Below are 16,329 nucleotides of genomic sequence, written 5' to 3' on the forward strand. Positions count from 1 at the left end.
ACTCACCCTTCGAACACAGGATAGCCTCGGAGATGGAGCACCCAACAGAGCACGAGGAAGGCCAGCAAGGGCACATCCAGGCACAGCAACCGTCGGAGGGAGGGGCCGAAACGCACCGTGTGCCCCAGGGCTACCAGGAACAAGAGCCCGAGCAAAGCACCGGTGAAGAACGGATGCAGGGTGGTGCGATAGGACGAGAGGCCCGACTCGTCCCGATCCCGGATGAAGGCATGGGGCTCGAGCCAGCCCATCACCCCGGCGCCCACCACGATGAGCCAGCCGAGTGACAGCACGAGGAACTGGAGGGCGCGAGGCGCCAGGAGCCGTGGCAGAAAGCCCGCGGCCACCAGCCCCACGCAACACGACACGAGCAGCAGCGCCTGCGCCTCCAACCCTCCGAGCGGTCCCCAGGAGATGCCCAGCAGGGAGACCAGGGCCACGCCCACGACATAGCCCAGCGCGCCCAGCCAGGGCCTGAGCCGCGAGCCTGTCATGACACCCCGGACTCGATGGAGCCAAGGGACGCGAGGGCCCGCTCCCGCTCCGCCGCGAGCCGAAAGCCGGCCTCGCCGAACGCGCTCCACTGGGAGAGCAGGAGCTGGGCCGCGTCGTAGTCATCGTCGAAGAAGCGCACGGCACGGTGCTCGGCATCCCAGCGGGCGAGCCGGGCGAGGCTCCGAAGCCAGGCGCCCGCGGCCCGGGAGGCCTCGGCACGGGCGCGCAGCGAGGCGAGCGGGGAGAGTCCTTCCACCCAAAGTGTGGCGGGGCGTTCCACCAGCCCCCTGCCCGCCTCCAGCAGGAAGCCGGCGAGCTCCCTCCGCCGGGCGGCCTCGAGCGCATCCAGGAAGGCGGAGAGCACCACCTCCTGAGCCGAGCCGAGTGCCACCATGTCCGCGGGCTCGGAGACACGGCGCTTGGACTCCTCGAGGCGGAGCCAGCGGCGGGCGAGGTCCGCCTGCAAGGCCTCGAGCACGAGTCCCTCCTGTGCGAGCAGCGGCGTGAAGGCCGAGGCGTCGAAGCCGGGCGGAGGCGCGCCGAGCAGCTCGGGAAAGCCGAGCCGGCAGAGCGCCGAGTGCCGGAAGAGGGGCTGGGCGCCCACGGAAGGCCCACAGGGCGTGCCCGCCACGAGGTGACAGCAGAGGTAGAGGAAGAGCTCGTCGGCGAGCGTGAGGGGCGTCTCCACCTCGAGCGGCTCGCAGTCGAGCCGTCCGAGGGGCTGGGAGGTGAGCCACTGAAGGGCCCGCACACAGGCGGACGAGAAGTGCAGCGGAGGGGCGGCGTGCCGTTGCCACAGCCGGCCCTCCACGCCCTGTCCCTCGTGGAGGTGACGCCGCCGCCGCCAGCCCCCGCGCCGGACGAGGGCGAGGACGATGCCCTTGGCGAGCAGGTCGCGCAGCACCTGGAGCGCGCTTGGGCCGAGCTTCGGGGGAACGGCGCGGCGGGTGAGCAGGAGGTCCTCGACGGAGGCGTACTGCCCCGAGTCCACGATGGCGCGGCCGAGGGAGAGCAGGGCGTATTCGCTGGGGGAGACGGACATCATGGCCGCAGCCGGTTGGCGAGCTCGGGCCAGCCGTTGATGACGAGCTTGCCGTCCACGAAGTGGATTTCGGCGGTATTGGGAGCGGAGAACCGGGGGTCGTCCGGCGAGTAGCGGGGGGTGAGGAAGTGCAGGACCTGGTTGCGCGAACCAATCCAACGGCGGCGCGTGTCCGGCTGGTCCTTCTCGTAGCGGCCGTCGACGAGCAGGTCGACGGTGGAGAGGAGCCGGTCCACCTCCGGATTCGACTGGGCGCGCAGCTCGGCGAGGGTGTAGCCGCTGAAGATCATGATGGAGAGACCGGCCTCGCGCAGGCGCTCGCACAGGGCGGCGGCGGGACCGGGCTGGGCGAAGGGCTCACCTCCGAGGAGGCTGAAGCCCTCGATGTCCGGGGTGGCGAGGATGCGCCGGGCGAGCTCCTCGACGGTGACGAGGGGGCCGCGATCGGGGGCGAACATCTCCGGGTTGCAGCACCCCGGGCAGCGCAGGGGGCAGCCCTGGAGCCAGAGGGCGAAGCGGTGACCGGGGCCCTCCGCCTCGGTGCGGGGGACGAACTGGGCCACCCGGAGGGCGGGATCTGGAGGCCGCGGGACTTCGGTCATGGATGCCCCCAGCATGCCAGCCCGGAGGCCGCCAGACGAGGGCACCTCACTCGGACCAGAGCAGCGGCAGCTCGAACTCGATGGCCTCGAACGGCTCGGCCCTCACCCGCTCCTCTCCCGAGAAGGACTGAGCGAGCACCCACTGGCCCTCCGTCCGCCGGTAGATGTCCAGCGTGCGGGCCAGCGGCTCCACCAGCCACAGGTGCCTCACCCCTTCCCGAGCGTAGATGCGCATCTTCGGGCCCTTGTCCCGGCTGCGCGTGCGGTCAGAAAGAATTTCGCACGCCCAATCCGGGGCCAGGCCGTAGTGCGCCGGAGCATCGGCGCCACCAACGGCACGCGGCAGTCGCTCACGCGTCCACCCGGCCAGGTCCGGCACGAGCTTGTCCGGGCGCGGACCGAGGTGCAGTTGCGGCTCATTGAGGATGACCCATCCCCCCGGCCCTCCCCTGCCAAACTTGAAGGGCCCTCCAATGAGGATGCCCAGGTTCGACGCCACGTTGGCGTGAGGACGGGCCGGACGCGGACTGAGGTGCAGCACCCCCTCCAGGATCTCCGCCACCATCTCCTCGGGAGCCGCCTGGAAGGCCGCCTCCACGGACGGGTCGTTGGGTTCGGTGGACTCGGAGTCGGGAGGGCGACGAGTGACCATGAGAGAAGAGTTTCGCATGGCCCTCTCACGGTGCAACGTCGGGACCATTGAAGGACGAGGCGGAAGACATGCCAGCCCGGACATAAACTCCCACTTCATGACGACGCCTGTCGGCCCCCTCGCCACCAGACCTCCCTACCTCTTGCGAACGCCCCGCCTCGTCTTGCGCTGCATGGAGCCCTCCGACGCCGCGCTCCGCAAGGACGCGGTGGACTCCAGCGGAGCGTTCCTCAAGCACTTCTTCCCGCCCACTCCCGAGGGACACATGTCCCTGGACGCCCACGCCGCGCAGATCCGCAAGCTCCGGGCCAGCTTCGATCTGGATCAGGATCGCGCCCATGGAGCCTTCGAACCGGAAACCGGCAGGATGATTGGCGAGGGCGGACTGATCACGCGCGCTGGCATCGAAGCGCTCGAGATCGGCTACTGGTTCCGCCGCGACGCGACGGGCCAGGGCCTCGCCACGGAGATGGCCTCGGCGCTGGTCAAGACCGCCTTCGAATTCGACAAGGTGAAACGCATGGACCTGTTCTGCGCGCCAGACAACGAGCGGAGCGCGGCGATGGCCCGTCGGCTGGGCTTCACCTTCGAGGGACGACTGCGTGACCGGCAGCTCGCGCCGCACCACCCGCGCGGCGACCTGCTGAGCTTCACCCTCCTGGCCTCCGAGTACCCCCAGACCCGGGCCCATCAACTCCCGCTCGAGGCCTTCGACTTCCTCGGACGGCGGCTCACCTGAGCCACGTCCCGCGACTCACTCGGACCAGAGCAGCGGCAGCTCGAACTCGATGGCCTCGAACGGAGCAGCCCTCACCCGCTCCTCTCCCGCCAGGGACTGGGCGAGCACCCACTGGCCCTCGGCGAGCCGGTAGATGTCCAGTGTGCGGGCCAGCGGCTCCACCAGCCACAGGTGCCGCACTCCTTCCCGGGCGTAGATGCGCATCTTCGCGCCCTTGTCCCGGCCGCGCGTGCGGTCAGAAAGAATCTCGCAGGCCCAATCCGGCGCCAGGCCGTAGTGGGCCGGAGCGTCGTCTCCGCCGACGGCACGCGGCAGTCGCTCGCGCGTCCACCCGGCCAGGTCCGGCACGAGCTTGTCCGGGCGTGGGCCGAGGTGCAGCTCCGGCTCATCGAGGACGACCCATCCTCCCGGCCCTCCCCTGCCAAACTTGAAGGGCGCGATGAGGAGGCCCCCCAGATTCGACGCCACGTTGGCGTGGGGACGGGCCGGACGCGGGCTGAGGTGCAGCACGCCCTCCAGGATCTCCGCCACCATCTCCTCGGGAGCCGCCTGGAAGGCCGCCTCCACGGACGGGTCGTTGGGTTCAGTGGACTCGGCTTCAGGCGGGCGACGAGTGACCATGAGAGAAGAGTTTCGCATGACCCTCGCGTACTGCAACGACAGAGCCATCGTCTGGTAGAGGGACGCCCCCTCGTACGACGGGGAGGGTCGGATTGACGGAGGAGGCACTCGGGCATCTGCTGGACGCATGTCCGAGCCCACTCCTCCCGCGCCGCTCTCCGGAGCCCACGCCCGCCCGGTGGACGTCTCCGAGCGAGTGCTCCTCCTGGACGTATTGCGAGGCTTCGCGCTGTGCGGCGTCTTCGTCTCCAACAGCTTCTCCTGGTTCAGCGGCCGTGCCCTCCTGACACGCGAGCAGACCCAGGCGCTGTCGGCGCCTCCGCTCGAGGCCGTCGTCACCGCGCTCTACTACTTCTTCGTCAACCAGAAGTTCGTCGTCCTCTTCTCCTTCCTCTTCGGGCTGGGCTTCTCCATCCAGCTCACGCGCGCCGAGGCCCGAGGCGTCCCCATCGTCCCCCTGTACTCGCGGCGGCTGCTGGTGCTGCTGGGCATCGGCGTGACGCACCTGTTCGCGCTCTGGGTGGGCGACGTGCTCTCCACCTACGCCCTGGTGGGCTTCGCGCTGCTGCTCTTCCGCCGGAGCTCGGATCGGGCGGTGCTCACCTGGGCGCTGATGCTGATCGGAGGAGTGCCGCTGCTCGTCTCCGCCCTCCAGCACTTCGGCCCCCTCCTGATGGACGGCACCCAGGCGGCGGCCGAGGCGGCGAAGGCCAGCGAAGCACAAGAGGCCCAGGCGCGGACTCGCTTCCTGGAGGGACTCTCCAGCGGCTCCTTCCGGATGGCCCGGGAGGCGAACGCTCAATACGCCGTCTTCATCCTCCCTCAGCTCAAACGGCTGCTCTGGATGAGCGTCACCCTGGGCCGCTTCCTGCTGGGCCTGCTCGCGGGGCGACACCTGTTGCTCCAGGACGTGGAGCGCCACCGGGCCTTGCACCGCCGGCTGCTCGTCTGGGGAGGAGCGGTGGGCCTGCTGGGCAACGGCACCTGGCTGGTGGTGCAGCGCCTGCGCATCGCGGGGGTCGTGGATCCGGCGAAGGACCACTGGATGTTCGCCCTGCCCACCCTCCAGGAACTGGGCTTCCTGGGTCTGGCCGCGGTGTACGTGGCCGCCTTCGCCCTGCTCTTCCAGCGCGAACATTGGTGGAAGGTGCAGGAGGTGCTCGCACCGGTGGGCCGCATGGCGCTCACGAACTACCTGCTGCAGACCGTGGTGAGCCTGTGCATCTATGACGGCTGGGGACTGAGCCTCGTCGGCCGGATGCCGCCGTCGCGCTGCGTGGCGCTCACGCTCACCCTCTTCGCGCTCCAGGTGCCCCTCAGCCAGTGGTGGCTGTCACGCTTCCGCTTCGGCCCGGCCGAGTGGTTGTGGCGCTCGCTCACCTACGGACGGGCACAGCCCATGCGTCTGGCCCCCCGGAGCACCGTGGAGCCCTCGGTGGGCTGATGCGCGAACTCAGCCGCCCTGGACCATCATGATGAGGTTGCCGCACGTGTCCTCGAAGGACACGACGGTGACCGGCCCCATCTTCTTCGGCTCGCCACGGAACACCACGCCCAGCTTCGACATCCGCTCGTACTCCGCCTGACAGTCATCGACGGCGAACGACGTCAGGGGAATCCCCGCGTCGAACAGGGCCTTCTGGTAGACCCTGGCGGGGGGAAAGCCCATCGGCTCGAGCAGCAGTTGGGTGCCCTCCGGGGCCTGGGGCGACACGACGGTCAGCCACCGGTGCTCGCCCATCGGCTGGTCCACCTTCGTCACGAAGCCCAGGACCTCCGTGTAGAACTTCAGGGCCTTGGCCTGATTATCCACCACCACGCTCGTCAGGTTGATCCGCATCGACGTCTCCAGGAAACCCACGCCGCGCGCGAAGGACCGCGCGCGGGGTGTTGGAGTCTCACACGCTCACAGGGTGACATTCACCTGGAACTCGCCGCCGGTGGAGGACTTCGCGGTTCCCGTGACGGTGGTGCTGCCGGCCTTGCGGCGCACCTTGCCGGTTCCATCGTCCTCGATCTGCCCGGACAGGCTCAGGTTCAGCGTGACCTCTCCCTCGATGTCTCCGGTCATCTGGAAGGAGCCCACGAGCGTGCCCGTGAAGGTGCCGTTGGGGATGTCACGCAGCGAGAGGGTCAACGCCGGCTGGGCCGCCGCGTCGGTGGTCGTCTGGTAGGTGATCTCCACCGGCGCCTCCTCCTCGGCGACGGTGACCTCGCCGTCGGTGTAACCCTTCATCCCGACGCGCAGCCGCATCCCCTTGTTCGCCGACGAGCCCTGGTCCACCTGCCCGGTGATGTCCAGGGTGCCCCCGGCGTCTCCAGTGGTCGACTGGGGCGGGATGTTGGCGCTCGAGGCGGCGTTGAAGCCGGCGAAGCCGAGTTGGAGGGACTTCTCGACGGATTTGTCCAACCCGAGGTACGCGCGGCGGGCCTGCTCATCGGAGCTGATCTCGTCGCTACAGGCGGACAGGAGGGCCGTGACGGAGAGGACGGCGAGGACACGAAGGGAGGGAAGGTGCATGGCCCCTATGTACTCCGACTCCTTGGAGGCACACGACCCTCCGGCCTGGCAGTGGGAGGAACCACACTCCTGGAAGCCTTGCTGCCACGTTCCAGTCATCACTCGCGGGGCGCAATCCGGGGTCGGAGCAGACCTCTCGTGTCTGAACTCACGACAGGCGGTGAACGGGACCTGAAACCGCCGTTTCTCGATGGGTTCGGCGGGCCGGGTGCAAAGCCCATTTACACGTCCGCGCACGGTCGATGCCGCCCCCATGCGCCAGTGCGCTTTCCAAGAAAGGGAGAGCCCCTCGAAACAACGCGGAGCCGTGGATCCGGCACGTATCCTGCTCCGCCATTTCCCGAGGAGATTCCCATGAAGATGAGCAGCTGGAGTTCCGTCGCCGTATGGCTCGCATGCGCCATGCCCGTGTGGGCGGCGGCCCCGAGAGAGAAGGAAGTATGGCTCACCATCGGCACGGACGCGCTGGAGCCGGTACGTGGTGCCTTCCAGGCCAGGGGCATGACGCTGGCGGCGCCCACGTTCCAGAAGGGCGGCGTGGCGGTGCTGCGCGTGCGCGAGTCCCAGGTGGAACAACTGGCGCTGGCGATGCACGACGAGCTGCACCGGTGCGCGGGCTTCATCGCCCATGACACCCAGGGCGAGGCCTTCGCGGCGCTGGAGGCCAACAACGCGCCCCAGCCCGTGGCCCCGCTCCTCCACTACACCCTCAACAACGGCCCCTCGGTGCAGGCGCTGATGGACGAGGTGCGGGAGGTGGAGCTGCGCGACACCATCCAAGCGCTGTCCACCAACTGGACCAACCGCTACTACAACGTGCAGAACGGCGCGGACGCGTCCACCTGGCTCGAGAACAAGTGGAAGACGATCACCGCCGGGCGCCCGGACATCACGGTGGAGCTCTTCGCGCACACCTTCAAGCAGTCCTCCGTCATCGCCACCCTCCGGGGCACCACGCTGCCCGACGAGGTGGTGGTGCTCGGTGGGCACCTGGACTCCATCAACCAGAGCAACGCCACGACGGGCACGGCGCCGGGCGCGGATGACGACGCGTCGGGCGTGGCCTCCATCACCGAGGTGCTGCGCGTGGCGGTGCTCGAGGGCTACAAGCCGGCGCGCACCGTGAAGTTCATGGCGTACGCGGGCGAGGAGGCGGGACTGCTCGGCTCCAAGGCCATCGCCAACTCGTTCAAGGCCAACGGGGTGAACGTGGTGGGCGTGTTGCAGTTGGACATGACCAACTACCAGGGCAACACCTTCGACTTCGGCCTCGTGTTGGACAGGACGAACGCGACCCTCAACACGCAGGTGCGCAACCTCATCTCCACGTACCAGCCGGAGCGGACCGTCGCCAACATCATGTGCGGCTATGGCTGCTCGGACCATGCCTCGTGGACCAACGCGGGCTACCCGGCCGCGATGCCCTTCGAGGCCTCGCTGAGCACGATGAACCCGACCATCCACGGCGCGCAGGACACCCTGGCGTTCCTGGGGGACACGGCGGAGAACTCGGTGAAGTTCGCGAAGCTGGGCGCCTCGTTCATGGCCGAGCTGGCCAAGGGCGCCACCGAGGGCAACACCCCGCCGCCCGTCGGTGTCGAGCCCGGGACGCTCCAGACCGCCGCCTTCGATGCGACGTACTGGGCGCCGGCGTGTTCGCAGGTGGGCTCGGGCTGCGACTCGGGCACGCTGCTCGACGGCCGCGGGGGCGTGGGCCCCGAGCAGAACCAGCCCAACACACTGCGCAAGGGCTGCGCGGATGGCGCCTCGGGCACCTACCACGCGGATGAGTCACTCGACCGGCTCCAGGTGAGCACCCTGGATGGGACGATCCTCTTCCCGGGCAAGACGGTGAAGATCGAGGCGAGCGTGTACGCCTACTCCACCACGGAGGACAAGCTGGACCTGTACTACTCGGCGAGCGCCACCAACCCCTCGTGGCAGCTCATCGGCACGTACAGCCCGAGCCACACCGGCGTCACCACCCTCTCCGCCACGTACACCCTGCCCGTGGGCGGCGTGCAGGCCATTCGCGCCAACTTCCGCCACGCCGGTCCCGACGGTGCCAACAGCGCCGCGCGGGTTTGCAGCGGCGGCGGGTACGACGACCGCGACGACCTGGTCTTCACGGTGCCGTGAGGCCCCGCCCCCGGCGGCCGGTCACCGCTCCTCGGGAATCGTCAGGGCACGCAGCAGCCGGCTCTCGCCCAGCTGGATGCGCAAGAGCAGCACCGAGCCCGGGGCCTGTCCGCGCACCGCCTGGGCGAACTCCCGTGGGTTGTTCACCGGCCGGCCACCGGCCTCGACGATGACCATGCCCGGCTGGAGTCCGGCCCGCTCCGCGGGCGAGCCGGGCTCCACCTCGATGATCAGCGCGCCCCGGATCGCGCCCGGCACGAGGCGTGGATCCACGTCCTGCAAGCGCATGCCCAGCCGGCGGCCGGACTCCTCGCGCTCGTCACCGGGGGGCTGGGTGGAGAAGCCCTCGAGGTCCGGCCGCTCGGCGAGCTTCACCCGCACCTCGCGCGACTGGCCCGCGTGGTAGACGGTGAGCTTCACGGTCTCCTCCGGCGGGCGGAAGCCGATGTCGCGCGTGAGGGCACGCGCGGATTCCACGGGCTCGCCATTCACGGCGGTGATGATGTCGTCCTGCTGGAGGCCGGCCCTGGCCGAGGGCGTGTTCTCCTGCACGCCGGTGACGATGGCGCCCTTGTCCTGCGGCACCTTCAGGGCCCGGGCCAGGTCGGGCGTCAGATCCTGCACCGACACACCCAGCCAGCCGCGGCGGATCTTCCCCTTCTGGAGTTGGGGCAGCAGCGCCTGGGCCGTATTGGAGGGCACGGCGAAGCCGATGCCGGCGCCCCCACCGACGATGGCGGTGTTGATGCCGATGACCTCGCCCCGGGCGTTGAACAGCGGCCCTCCCGAGTTGCCCGGATTGATGGCGGCGTCCGTCTGCAGGAAGTTGTCGTAGGGGCCCGCCTGGATGTCACGCGCCCGGGCCGAGAGGATGCCGGAGCTGACGCTGGAGGTGAGCCCGAACGGGTTGCCGATGGCCACCACGGGATCGCCCACGCGCACCGCGTCCGAGTCACCGAGCCGGACGAAGGGCAGATCCTTCACGTTGCCCTGGAGCTTGATGAGCGCCAGGTCGGTGAGGGGATCCCTCCCGAGCACCTTCGCCTCGTACTCGCGGCCATCGTCGAGCCGCACGCGGATGGAGAAGGCGTTCTCCACCACGTGGTTGTTGGTGAGGATGAGCCCGTTCGGGTCGATGATGAAGCCCGAGCCCTCCCCCTGCTGGACGCGCTCGCGCGGCGCGGGGCCGTCCTCGGGGAGTCCCGGCATGCCGAAGAAGCGCTCGAGCAGATCCCCATGAGCCTCGAGCCCAGGGGCCCGGACCTGGACGTCCACGTTGACCACGGAGCTCTTCACGGCCTCCACGAGGTCCGCGACGGAGACCAGTTGCCCGGAACCGCCCGTGGCCTGCTCCTCTTGCGGGAGGGGCCTGGCTGGCTGGGCCCCCTGCTGCACGGGCCGGGGGGCGTCCGGTGCCGGGGCGGGCGCCTGGCTCACGGCGGGAGGTGGAGGGAGGGCCGGCTCGCGTGCGCGGCGCTCACAACCGGTGGAGACGCTCAGCAGGAGCGCGTTGAACAGGAAGAGGCGAAACCAGAAGGCCGGGCGGGCGTGGGTCATCAAGGGGACTTCCTCCATGGAGGGAAGATGCGGACCCTGTCCGCGCATGCCCACCCTGGACATCGTCATGGGAGAGGAGCACGAACGGAGATGCCGGACATCGAGACACCAGGGGGCCAGGCGAGTCTGGAACCACGGCCCTTCACGCTGCCGACGAAGCGAGGGCCGGTGGACGTGTTGTTGTACGACTCCCCCGGAGCGAAGGCGGGGGTGTTGCTGGCGGGAGGCGTGGGCGGTGGCTTCGATACGCCGGCCCTCCGGTTGTACCCGCGGCTGGGCGAGGAGTTGCTGAAGCACGGCCTGTCCACGCTGCGGTTGAGGTATCGCCACCCGACCGACCTGACGGAGTCGGTGCAGGACGTGCTCGCGGGAGTGGACTTCCTCGTGGAGCGAGGGCTCGAGCGGATCGCCCTGGTGGGGCACTCGTTCGGTGGGGCGGTGATGATCCGGGCCGGGGTGCGCTCTGCCTGGGTGAAGACGGTGGTGGGGCTGGCGCCCCAGAGCTACGGGACGGAGCCGGTGCCGGAGTTGCATCCGCGCTCGTTGCTGCTCGTGCACGGCACGTCGGACACGGTGCTCCCGCCGCGCTGCTCGCAGTCCATCCACGAGCGGGCCCGGGGGCACAAGGAGCTGGAACTCATCCCGGGAGCCGGGCACGTGCTCAACGAGGCCGCCGAGCCCGTCTTCACGCGCGTGAGGGACTGGCTGGTGCACGAGCTCCGGGGGTGAGTTCGCCTCGCCGGGGAAGGGCCGGGAGGCAGGCCTGGGTGAAGAGAGCCCCGGCGAACCGGGGGCCTCGCAACAGGCCCCCTGTCTGGCGGGCAGGCATCGCGTCTCCTATCGTGTGCCCCTACCTTCCCTCCTGGATGCACCCCGCGGGTGAACCCCACCTGATATGCGCCTGCTCGGTTTCCTGCTCGTGTGGCTGATGGCGACACCTCTCGCGGCCGCCGAGCGGGAGAAACGGGTGCTGCTCTTCGTCCCCGAGGACGCCACGGTGCCGGCCATCGCGGACTTCACCCGGACCTTCCGGCAGACGGTGCTGGCCAACTGGCGGGGACCCGTCACCGTCGACATCGAATACCTGGACATGGCCTGGTTCGGCGGCGCCGAGTACGAGCGCGCGCTGCGCGACTTCTATCTCGTCAAGTACCGCGAGCAACAACCCGACGCCATCGTCTCCTTCGTGGATGCCACCCCCCTGCTGGTCTACCTGCAGCAGGAACTATGGCCCCAGGTGCCATTGCTCTCCATCTTCAACGACGACGTCCTGGTGTCCATGCTGAACCAAGGCCCGTATCTGCGAGCCAATTGGGCGGATCTCGACGTGTCGGGCACCGTCCAGGTCGCCCTGCGGCTGCTGCCAGACACGCGGCATGTCGCCCTCGTCCTCGGTTCCAGCCCACGCGAGGTGGGCGCCTGGCCCCATGTCTCGCGCGAGGTCCGCGCCGCCGCGCCGGATCGCGAGTTCATCGGGCTCATGGACCTGACGTTGGAGGAACTGCGGCAGCGGGTGCGGACCCTGCCCGAGGACAGCGTGGTCATCCTGGTGGGCTTCATGCAGGACGCGACAGGTCGCAGTTGCATCACGCGCGACGTGTCGCGGCAGCTGCATGCCGAGGGCAGCCCTCCCATCTTCAGCGTTCACGAGACCATGCTGGGCAGCGGAATCGTCGGGGGGATGTTGTTGGACTACGAGTTGCTGGGCCAGGAAGCCGCGCGACGCACCCTGCGGCTGCTCGAGGGCGAACCGGCCTCGAACCTGCCGCCAGGATCCATCGAGGCCAATCTGGCCGCCTTCGACGAAAGGGAACTCAAGCGCTGGCACATTCCCACCAGCCGGTTGCCTCCCGGCGGCGTGGTGCGCTTTCACGAGCCCGGCCTCTGGGAGCGCTATCGCTGGCAGGTGGCGGCGATCCTCGTGGCGGGCCTGTTGCAGGCGGTGCTCATCACCGTGCTGCTGCTGGAGCGCGCACAACGCCGGAGGGCCCAGCGGCTGAACCTGGCGGTGCTGGACTCGCTCCCCGGCTCCGTGGCCATCCTCGACAAGCGTGGGGTGGTGCTGCGCTCCAATCCACTGACGGCGCAGGGCGAGCGACTGGGGGGACTGCCCGCGGACAAGCTCCGGGTCCCTGGCGCCTCCTATCTGGAGTCCTTCCGCGAGGCGGCGCGCACCGGCCCCCCCGAGATGGCCGGAGCGGTGACGCTGCTCCAGGAGGTGCTCTCGGAGCGCGCACCCGAAGGCGTGGTGGAGTCCCGGGGGCTCACCCCCCACACCTGGTTCGAGCTGCGCGCCCGGCAGTTGGAGTTGCCCGAGGGCGGAGCTGTCGTGACGTTGATGGACGTCACCCCCCGCCGGCGCGCCGAGCTGGAGGCGCGCCAGGCTCGCGACGAACGGGCGCACCTGGAGCGGGTGGCCGCCGTGGGCGAGCTGGGGGTCTCCATCGCCCATGAGCTGAACCAGCCCCTGGCCGCCATCCTCACCAACGCCGAGACGGCCCAGACCCTGCTGCGGCGCACCCCCGTGGATCTGCCCCTGGTGCTCGAGACGCTCCAGGACATCGTCTCCGACGACCAGCGGGCCGGAGCGGTCATCCGCCACATGCGAGCCCTGCTCAAGAAGGGCGAGGCGCAGCACGGCCCCCATGACGTCAACGCGCTGGTGCGCGAGGTGCTGCGGCTGGTGGGCGCCGATGCCCAGGCACGCGGAGCCGAGCTCACCCTGCACCTGTCCGACTCCCCCCTGACCGTCCACGGCGACGGCGTGCAGTTGCAGCAGGTGGTGCTCAACCTGGTCACCAATGCCCTGGACGCGGTGAGCCAGAGCCCCGTCGGACAGCGGCGGGTGTGGGTGCGCACCCAACAACGCGAGGGCCAGGTCGATCTGGTGGTGGAGGACACCGGGGCGGGGTTGACCGAGCAGGTGCTCGCGCACCTCTTCGAGCCCTTCTTCACCACCAAGCGCGAGGGGCTGGGCATGGGCCTGTCCATCAGCCGCTCCATCCTCGAGTCGCATCAGGGCCGGATCCAGGCCGAGCACCGCACGGGAGGGGGCGCCCTCTTCCGCTGTACCCTGCCCTCCGTCTGAACCGAGGGCCCTGTGGTAGAACCGCTCCCATGAGCCAGGGGGAGCCCACGGTGTTCGTCGTCGACGATGACCCTTCGGTGCTGCGCAGTCTCGGGCGCATGTTCCAGGTGCGGGGCTATGAAGTGGAGAGCTTCGCCCACCCGCGGCTGATGTTGGAGCGCGAGCCCTCGCGGGGACCTGGGTGCGTGGTGATGGACCTGCGCATGCCGGAGCTCAACGGGTTGGAGTTGCAGCAGGAACTGCGGCGGGTGGGGTGGACGCAGCCCATCGTCTTCATCAGCGCGCATGGGGACGTGCCGACGGCCGTGCGGGCGATGAAGGAGGGGGCGGTGGACTTCCTGCCCAAGCCCGTCACGACGGAGGACATCCTGGCGGCGGTGGAGCAAGCGCTCGAGCGCAACAAGGTGGCGAGGGCCACGGAGCAGGAGCACGAGGAGTTACGGGCCCTCTTCTCCACGCTCTCTCCCCGGGAGGCGCAGGTGTGCCGGCTGATGGCGAGGGGATTGCTCAACAAGCAGATCGCGGCCGAGCTGGGCACCGCCGAACAGACGGTGGGCCATCAGCGCCGGAGTGTCATGGCGAAGCTATCGGTGACGTCCGTGGCGGAGCTGGCGCGGCTGCTGGAGCGGCTGGACTCACGGCCCTGAGGCGTCAGGACCGCCGCGCCCCTCGGCCTGGCAAGACGCACAATCCCTCTCAGTTGTCAATTCAGCGAAACGCTCACATGTCATCGCGGGAGCGAGCCGCTATAGACATGGAACCACGAACACCGGTCCCATGAGCCGGGCGAGAGGGACCATGTCCGACACCAAAACACTCGGCGACTACGTGGCACAGAAAGAGGCGGAGGCCAGGGAAAGAGCGGCTCCCGTGGTCCCCGCGCCCTCGGGCCGTCAACGCAACAACGGCGCGTTCATCGCGCTGAACATGTCGACGGCCGACGGTGTTCTCGAGGCGGCCATGGCGCACGCCATGAGTACGGGCGATGTCAACTCGGGCTACATCCTCTCCGCGCATTCCAATACCAAGTGGCGCTATGACGTCACCTGTGTGGATTACGACGCGAACGCACTCACCGTGGCCGCGTTCCTGGGCAAGGTCTCGAGGAGTGCTCCCCTCGAGCACAACGTCAACAGTGAGTTCTCGACCCACTCCTCGATCACCGGGATGGAGTACCTCAAGAAGGGCACATGCGCGGTTCGCATCGTGTTCGACGGAACCACGAACGTGAAAGCCTCCGACAGCCCTCAATACAACGACGGCAAGGAGCGCGTCGCCGTCGCCCATACGCTCTGACATGAGCCAGAAGCGCCCCAGGGTGTTCGTCGTGGACGATGACCCTTCGGTGCTGCGCAGTCTCGGGCGCATGTTCCAGGTGTGGGGGTATGAGGTGGAGTGCTTCGCCCAGCCGCGGAAGATGCTCGAGCGTGAACCCTGGCGAGGACCTGGATGCGTGGTGATGGACCTGCGCATGCCGGACCTCAACGGGCTGGAGTTGCAACAGGAACTGCGTCGGGCGGGGTGGACGCAGCCCATCGTCTTCATCAGCGCGCATGGGGACACGCTGACGGTGACACAGGCAATGAAGGCGGGGGCGATGGACTTCCTGCCCAAGCCGTTCAGCACGGAGGAATTGCTGACGGCGGTGGAGCGAGCGCTCGCGCGCGACAGCCTGGCGGGGCCGTGAGGTACAGTGGTGGCATGGTCGACGAACTGGTGAGGACATTGGGACTCGCGCCCCATCCGGAGGGAGGCTTCTTCCGCGAGACGTGGCGCTCGGCGGTGACGGTGGAGACGCCGCGCGGCACGCGCTCGGTGGGCACGGCCATCTACTACCTGCTGCCGCGCGGCACGTTCGCCGCCTGGCACCGGGTGAGCTCGGCCGAGCTGTGGCACTTCTACGACGGGCACGCGCTGACGATGTACCTGCTCGATGAAGCCCAGGGCCGGCTGGAGACGGTGACACTGGGCCGGGATGTCGCGCGCGGGGAGAGGCCACAGGTGCTCGTCCCGGCCGGGGTGCTCCAGGCGGCCCTGCCCCGAGGGGAGTACACGCTGTGCGGCTGCACGGTGGCCCCGGGCTTCGACTTCGCGGACTGGGAGATGCCCCGCGGCGAGGAGCTGGCGGCCCGCCATCCCGAGCACGCGGAGCTGTTCCGTCAGCTCTGCCATCCGGGCGTCCCGAAATCGGGAGGTTGAATAAAGCCCCGGCGTTTTCGTCGGCGGCGAACCATGCTCTCCCTGCTCGCCCTCGTCTGGTTGGCATCCGCTCCCGTCCCCGTGGAGTCCCCGCCCACGCCGCCCGCGCCTCGGCCCCCTCCGCCCCAATGCGTGTCCTCGCAGGGGCGGACCGTGTGCGGGTATCAATGCAAGACCAATGGCTCGCACGCCGCCTGTGCCAGGACGCCCTATGGGGTGTGTCAACTGTTGGCGGGCAACATCCATTGCTGGGATCCGCCGCGGGTGGCCATCGCCCACCCGGACAATTCGGGCACGAAGCCCGAGTGCAAGGAGATCCGGGGCAAGGTGGCCTGCGGCTACAACTGCCGGGTGGCCAATGGCGAAGTGGCCTGCAACGGCACGCCCCATGGCGTGTGCACCACCCACTTCGAGCGCCTCGTCTGCTGGGATCCGCCGGAGAGCGTCATCCACGAGCACGGCGCCGACACCCCCGAGCCCCGCTGCCTCACCGCCTCCGAGGCGGTGGGATGTGGCTATGACTGCAAGTCCACGCGCACGGAGGTGCGGTGCGCCAGCACGCCCACGGGCGTGTGCCGGCTCGATCAGGATCAACTCACCTGTTTCGATCCGCCGTCACTGTTGCACTGCGACCACAGCGCGCCGCCGCCCCCGGCGAACTGATGCCTCGTCAC

At 69.2% G+C, this 16,329-nt stretch carries 18 protein-coding genes; 10 read left to right on the forward strand and 8 right to left on the reverse strand.

Features of this window, described 5'->3' with window-relative positions:
- Positions 1 to 2 precede the first annotated feature (2 nt).
- The 4 genes from D187_RS32520 to D187_RS32535 are packed head-to-tail and all read right to left on the reverse strand — an operon-like array spanning position 3 to position 2,791.
- Positions 3 to 494, reverse strand: coding sequence for a hypothetical protein (locus D187_RS32520; RefSeq protein WP_002627976.1), 492 nt, complete (start codon positions 492 to 494; stop codon positions 3 to 5).
- Positions 491 to 1,540, reverse strand: coding sequence for a hypothetical protein (locus D187_RS32525; protein ID WP_002627977.1), 1,050 nt, complete (start codon positions 1,538 to 1,540; stop codon positions 491 to 493). The genes D187_RS32520 and D187_RS32525 overlap by 4 nt, the downstream gene beginning before the upstream one ends.
- Positions 1,537 to 2,139: a 4Fe-4S single cluster domain-containing protein gene (locus D187_RS32530; protein ID WP_043432575.1), complete on the reverse strand. Its 603-nt coding sequence runs from the start codon at positions 2,137 to 2,139 to the stop codon at positions 1,537 to 1,539. The genes D187_RS32525 and D187_RS32530 overlap by 4 nt, the downstream gene beginning before the upstream one ends.
- A 46-nt stretch (positions 2,140 to 2,185) precedes the next feature.
- Positions 2,186 to 2,791: a Uma2 family endonuclease gene (locus D187_RS32535; protein ID WP_002627979.1), complete on the reverse strand. Its 606-nt coding sequence runs from the start codon at positions 2,789 to 2,791 to the stop codon at positions 2,186 to 2,188.
- A gap of 97 nt (positions 2,792 to 2,888) precedes the next feature.
- On the opposite strand from D187_RS32535, the gene D187_RS32540 reads away from it, so the two are divergent.
- Entirely contained in the window at positions 2,889 to 3,530 is a 642-nt protein-coding gene (locus D187_RS32540; protein WP_043432522.1) for a GNAT family N-acetyltransferase, read from the forward strand.
- A 15-nt stretch (positions 3,531 to 3,545) separates the two neighbouring features.
- On the opposite strand, the gene D187_RS32545 is transcribed toward D187_RS32540, so the two are convergent.
- On the reverse strand, positions 3,546 to 4,151 hold the full coding sequence (locus tag D187_RS32545) for a Uma2 family endonuclease (RefSeq protein ID WP_051256645.1): 606 nt from the start codon (positions 4,149 to 4,151) through the stop codon (positions 3,546 to 3,548).
- Between the two features lie 127 nt (positions 4,152 to 4,278).
- On the opposite strand from D187_RS32545, the gene D187_RS32550 reads away from it, so the two are divergent.
- Positions 4,279 to 5,595, forward strand: a complete 1,317-nt coding sequence (locus tag D187_RS32550; RefSeq protein ID WP_002627982.1) for a DUF418 domain-containing protein — start codon at positions 4,279 to 4,281, stop codon at positions 5,593 to 5,595.
- Positions 5,596 to 5,604: 9 nt separating this feature from the next.
- Here the strand turns inward: D187_RS32550 and D187_RS32555 are convergent, their stop codons facing one another.
- Together D187_RS32555 and D187_RS32560 are read right to left on the reverse strand one after the other, a co-directional pair.
- The gene (locus D187_RS32555; protein ID WP_002627983.1) at positions 5,605 to 5,991 is read right to left on the reverse strand and encodes a VOC family protein; all 387 of its coding nucleotides are present in this window, start codon (positions 5,989 to 5,991) and stop codon (positions 5,605 to 5,607) included.
- A gap of 66 nt (positions 5,992 to 6,057) precedes the next feature.
- Entirely contained in the window at positions 6,058 to 6,672 is a 615-nt protein-coding gene (locus D187_RS32560) for a hypothetical protein (protein WP_002627984.1), read from the reverse strand.
- 354 nt (positions 6,673 to 7,026) lie between these two features.
- Here D187_RS32560 and D187_RS32565 point away from each other — a divergent pair, with 354 nt between their 5' ends.
- On the forward strand, positions 7,027 to 8,811 hold the full coding sequence (locus D187_RS32565) for a M20/M25/M40 family metallo-hydrolase (RefSeq protein WP_002627985.1): 1,785 nt from the start codon (positions 7,027 to 7,029) through the stop codon (positions 8,809 to 8,811).
- A gap of 21 nt (positions 8,812 to 8,832) precedes the next feature.
- Here D187_RS32565 and D187_RS32570 read toward each other — a convergent pair whose 3' ends face one another.
- On the reverse strand, positions 8,833 to 10,368 hold the full coding sequence (locus D187_RS32570) for a Do family serine endopeptidase (protein ID WP_002627987.1): 1,536 nt from the start codon (positions 10,366 to 10,368) through the stop codon (positions 8,833 to 8,835).
- Positions 10,369 to 10,458: 90 nt separating this feature from the next.
- On the opposite strand from D187_RS32570, the gene D187_RS32575 reads away from it, so the two are divergent.
- The 7 genes from D187_RS32575 (at position 10,459) to D187_RS32605 (ending at position 16,318) form a co-directional block, all read left to right on the forward strand.
- The gene (locus tag D187_RS32575; RefSeq protein ID WP_043432525.1) at positions 10,459 to 11,097 is read left to right on the forward strand and encodes an alpha/beta hydrolase; all 639 of its coding nucleotides are present in this window, start codon (positions 10,459 to 10,461) and stop codon (positions 11,095 to 11,097) included.
- Positions 11,098 to 11,263: 166 nt separating this feature from the next.
- Entirely contained in the window at positions 11,264 to 13,456 is a 2,193-nt protein-coding gene (locus D187_RS50690) for a sensor histidine kinase (protein ID WP_002627992.1), read from the forward strand.
- A 29-nt stretch (positions 13,457 to 13,485) separates the two neighbouring features.
- Positions 13,486 to 14,103, forward strand: a complete 618-nt coding sequence (locus tag D187_RS32585) for a response regulator transcription factor (RefSeq protein WP_002627994.1) — start codon at positions 13,486 to 13,488, stop codon at positions 14,101 to 14,103.
- 151 nt (positions 14,104 to 14,254) lie between these two features.
- The gene (locus tag D187_RS32590) at positions 14,255 to 14,752 is read left to right on the forward strand and encodes a hypothetical protein (RefSeq protein ID WP_043432529.1); all 498 of its coding nucleotides are present in this window, start codon (positions 14,255 to 14,257) and stop codon (positions 14,750 to 14,752) included.
- Position 14,753: 1 nt separating this feature from the next.
- Entirely contained in the window at positions 14,754 to 15,143 is a 390-nt protein-coding gene (locus D187_RS32595) for a response regulator transcription factor (RefSeq protein WP_081713949.1), read from the forward strand.
- 14 nt (positions 15,144 to 15,157) lie between these two features.
- Positions 15,158 to 15,655 (forward strand): cupin domain-containing protein, encoded by a 498-nt coding sequence (locus tag D187_RS32600; RefSeq protein ID WP_002628001.1) that lies wholly within the window; start codon positions 15,158 to 15,160, stop codon positions 15,653 to 15,655.
- A gap of 33 nt (positions 15,656 to 15,688) precedes the next feature.
- Positions 15,689 to 16,318, forward strand: a complete 630-nt coding sequence (locus D187_RS32605; RefSeq protein ID WP_002628003.1) for a hypothetical protein — start codon at positions 15,689 to 15,691, stop codon at positions 16,316 to 16,318.
- The last annotated feature ends 11 nt before the right edge of the window (positions 16,319 to 16,329 follow it).

This window comes from Cystobacter fuscus DSM 2262 (assembly GCF_000335475.2).
GTDB lineage: Bacteria > Myxococcota > Myxococcia > Myxococcales > Myxococcaceae > Cystobacter > Cystobacter fuscus.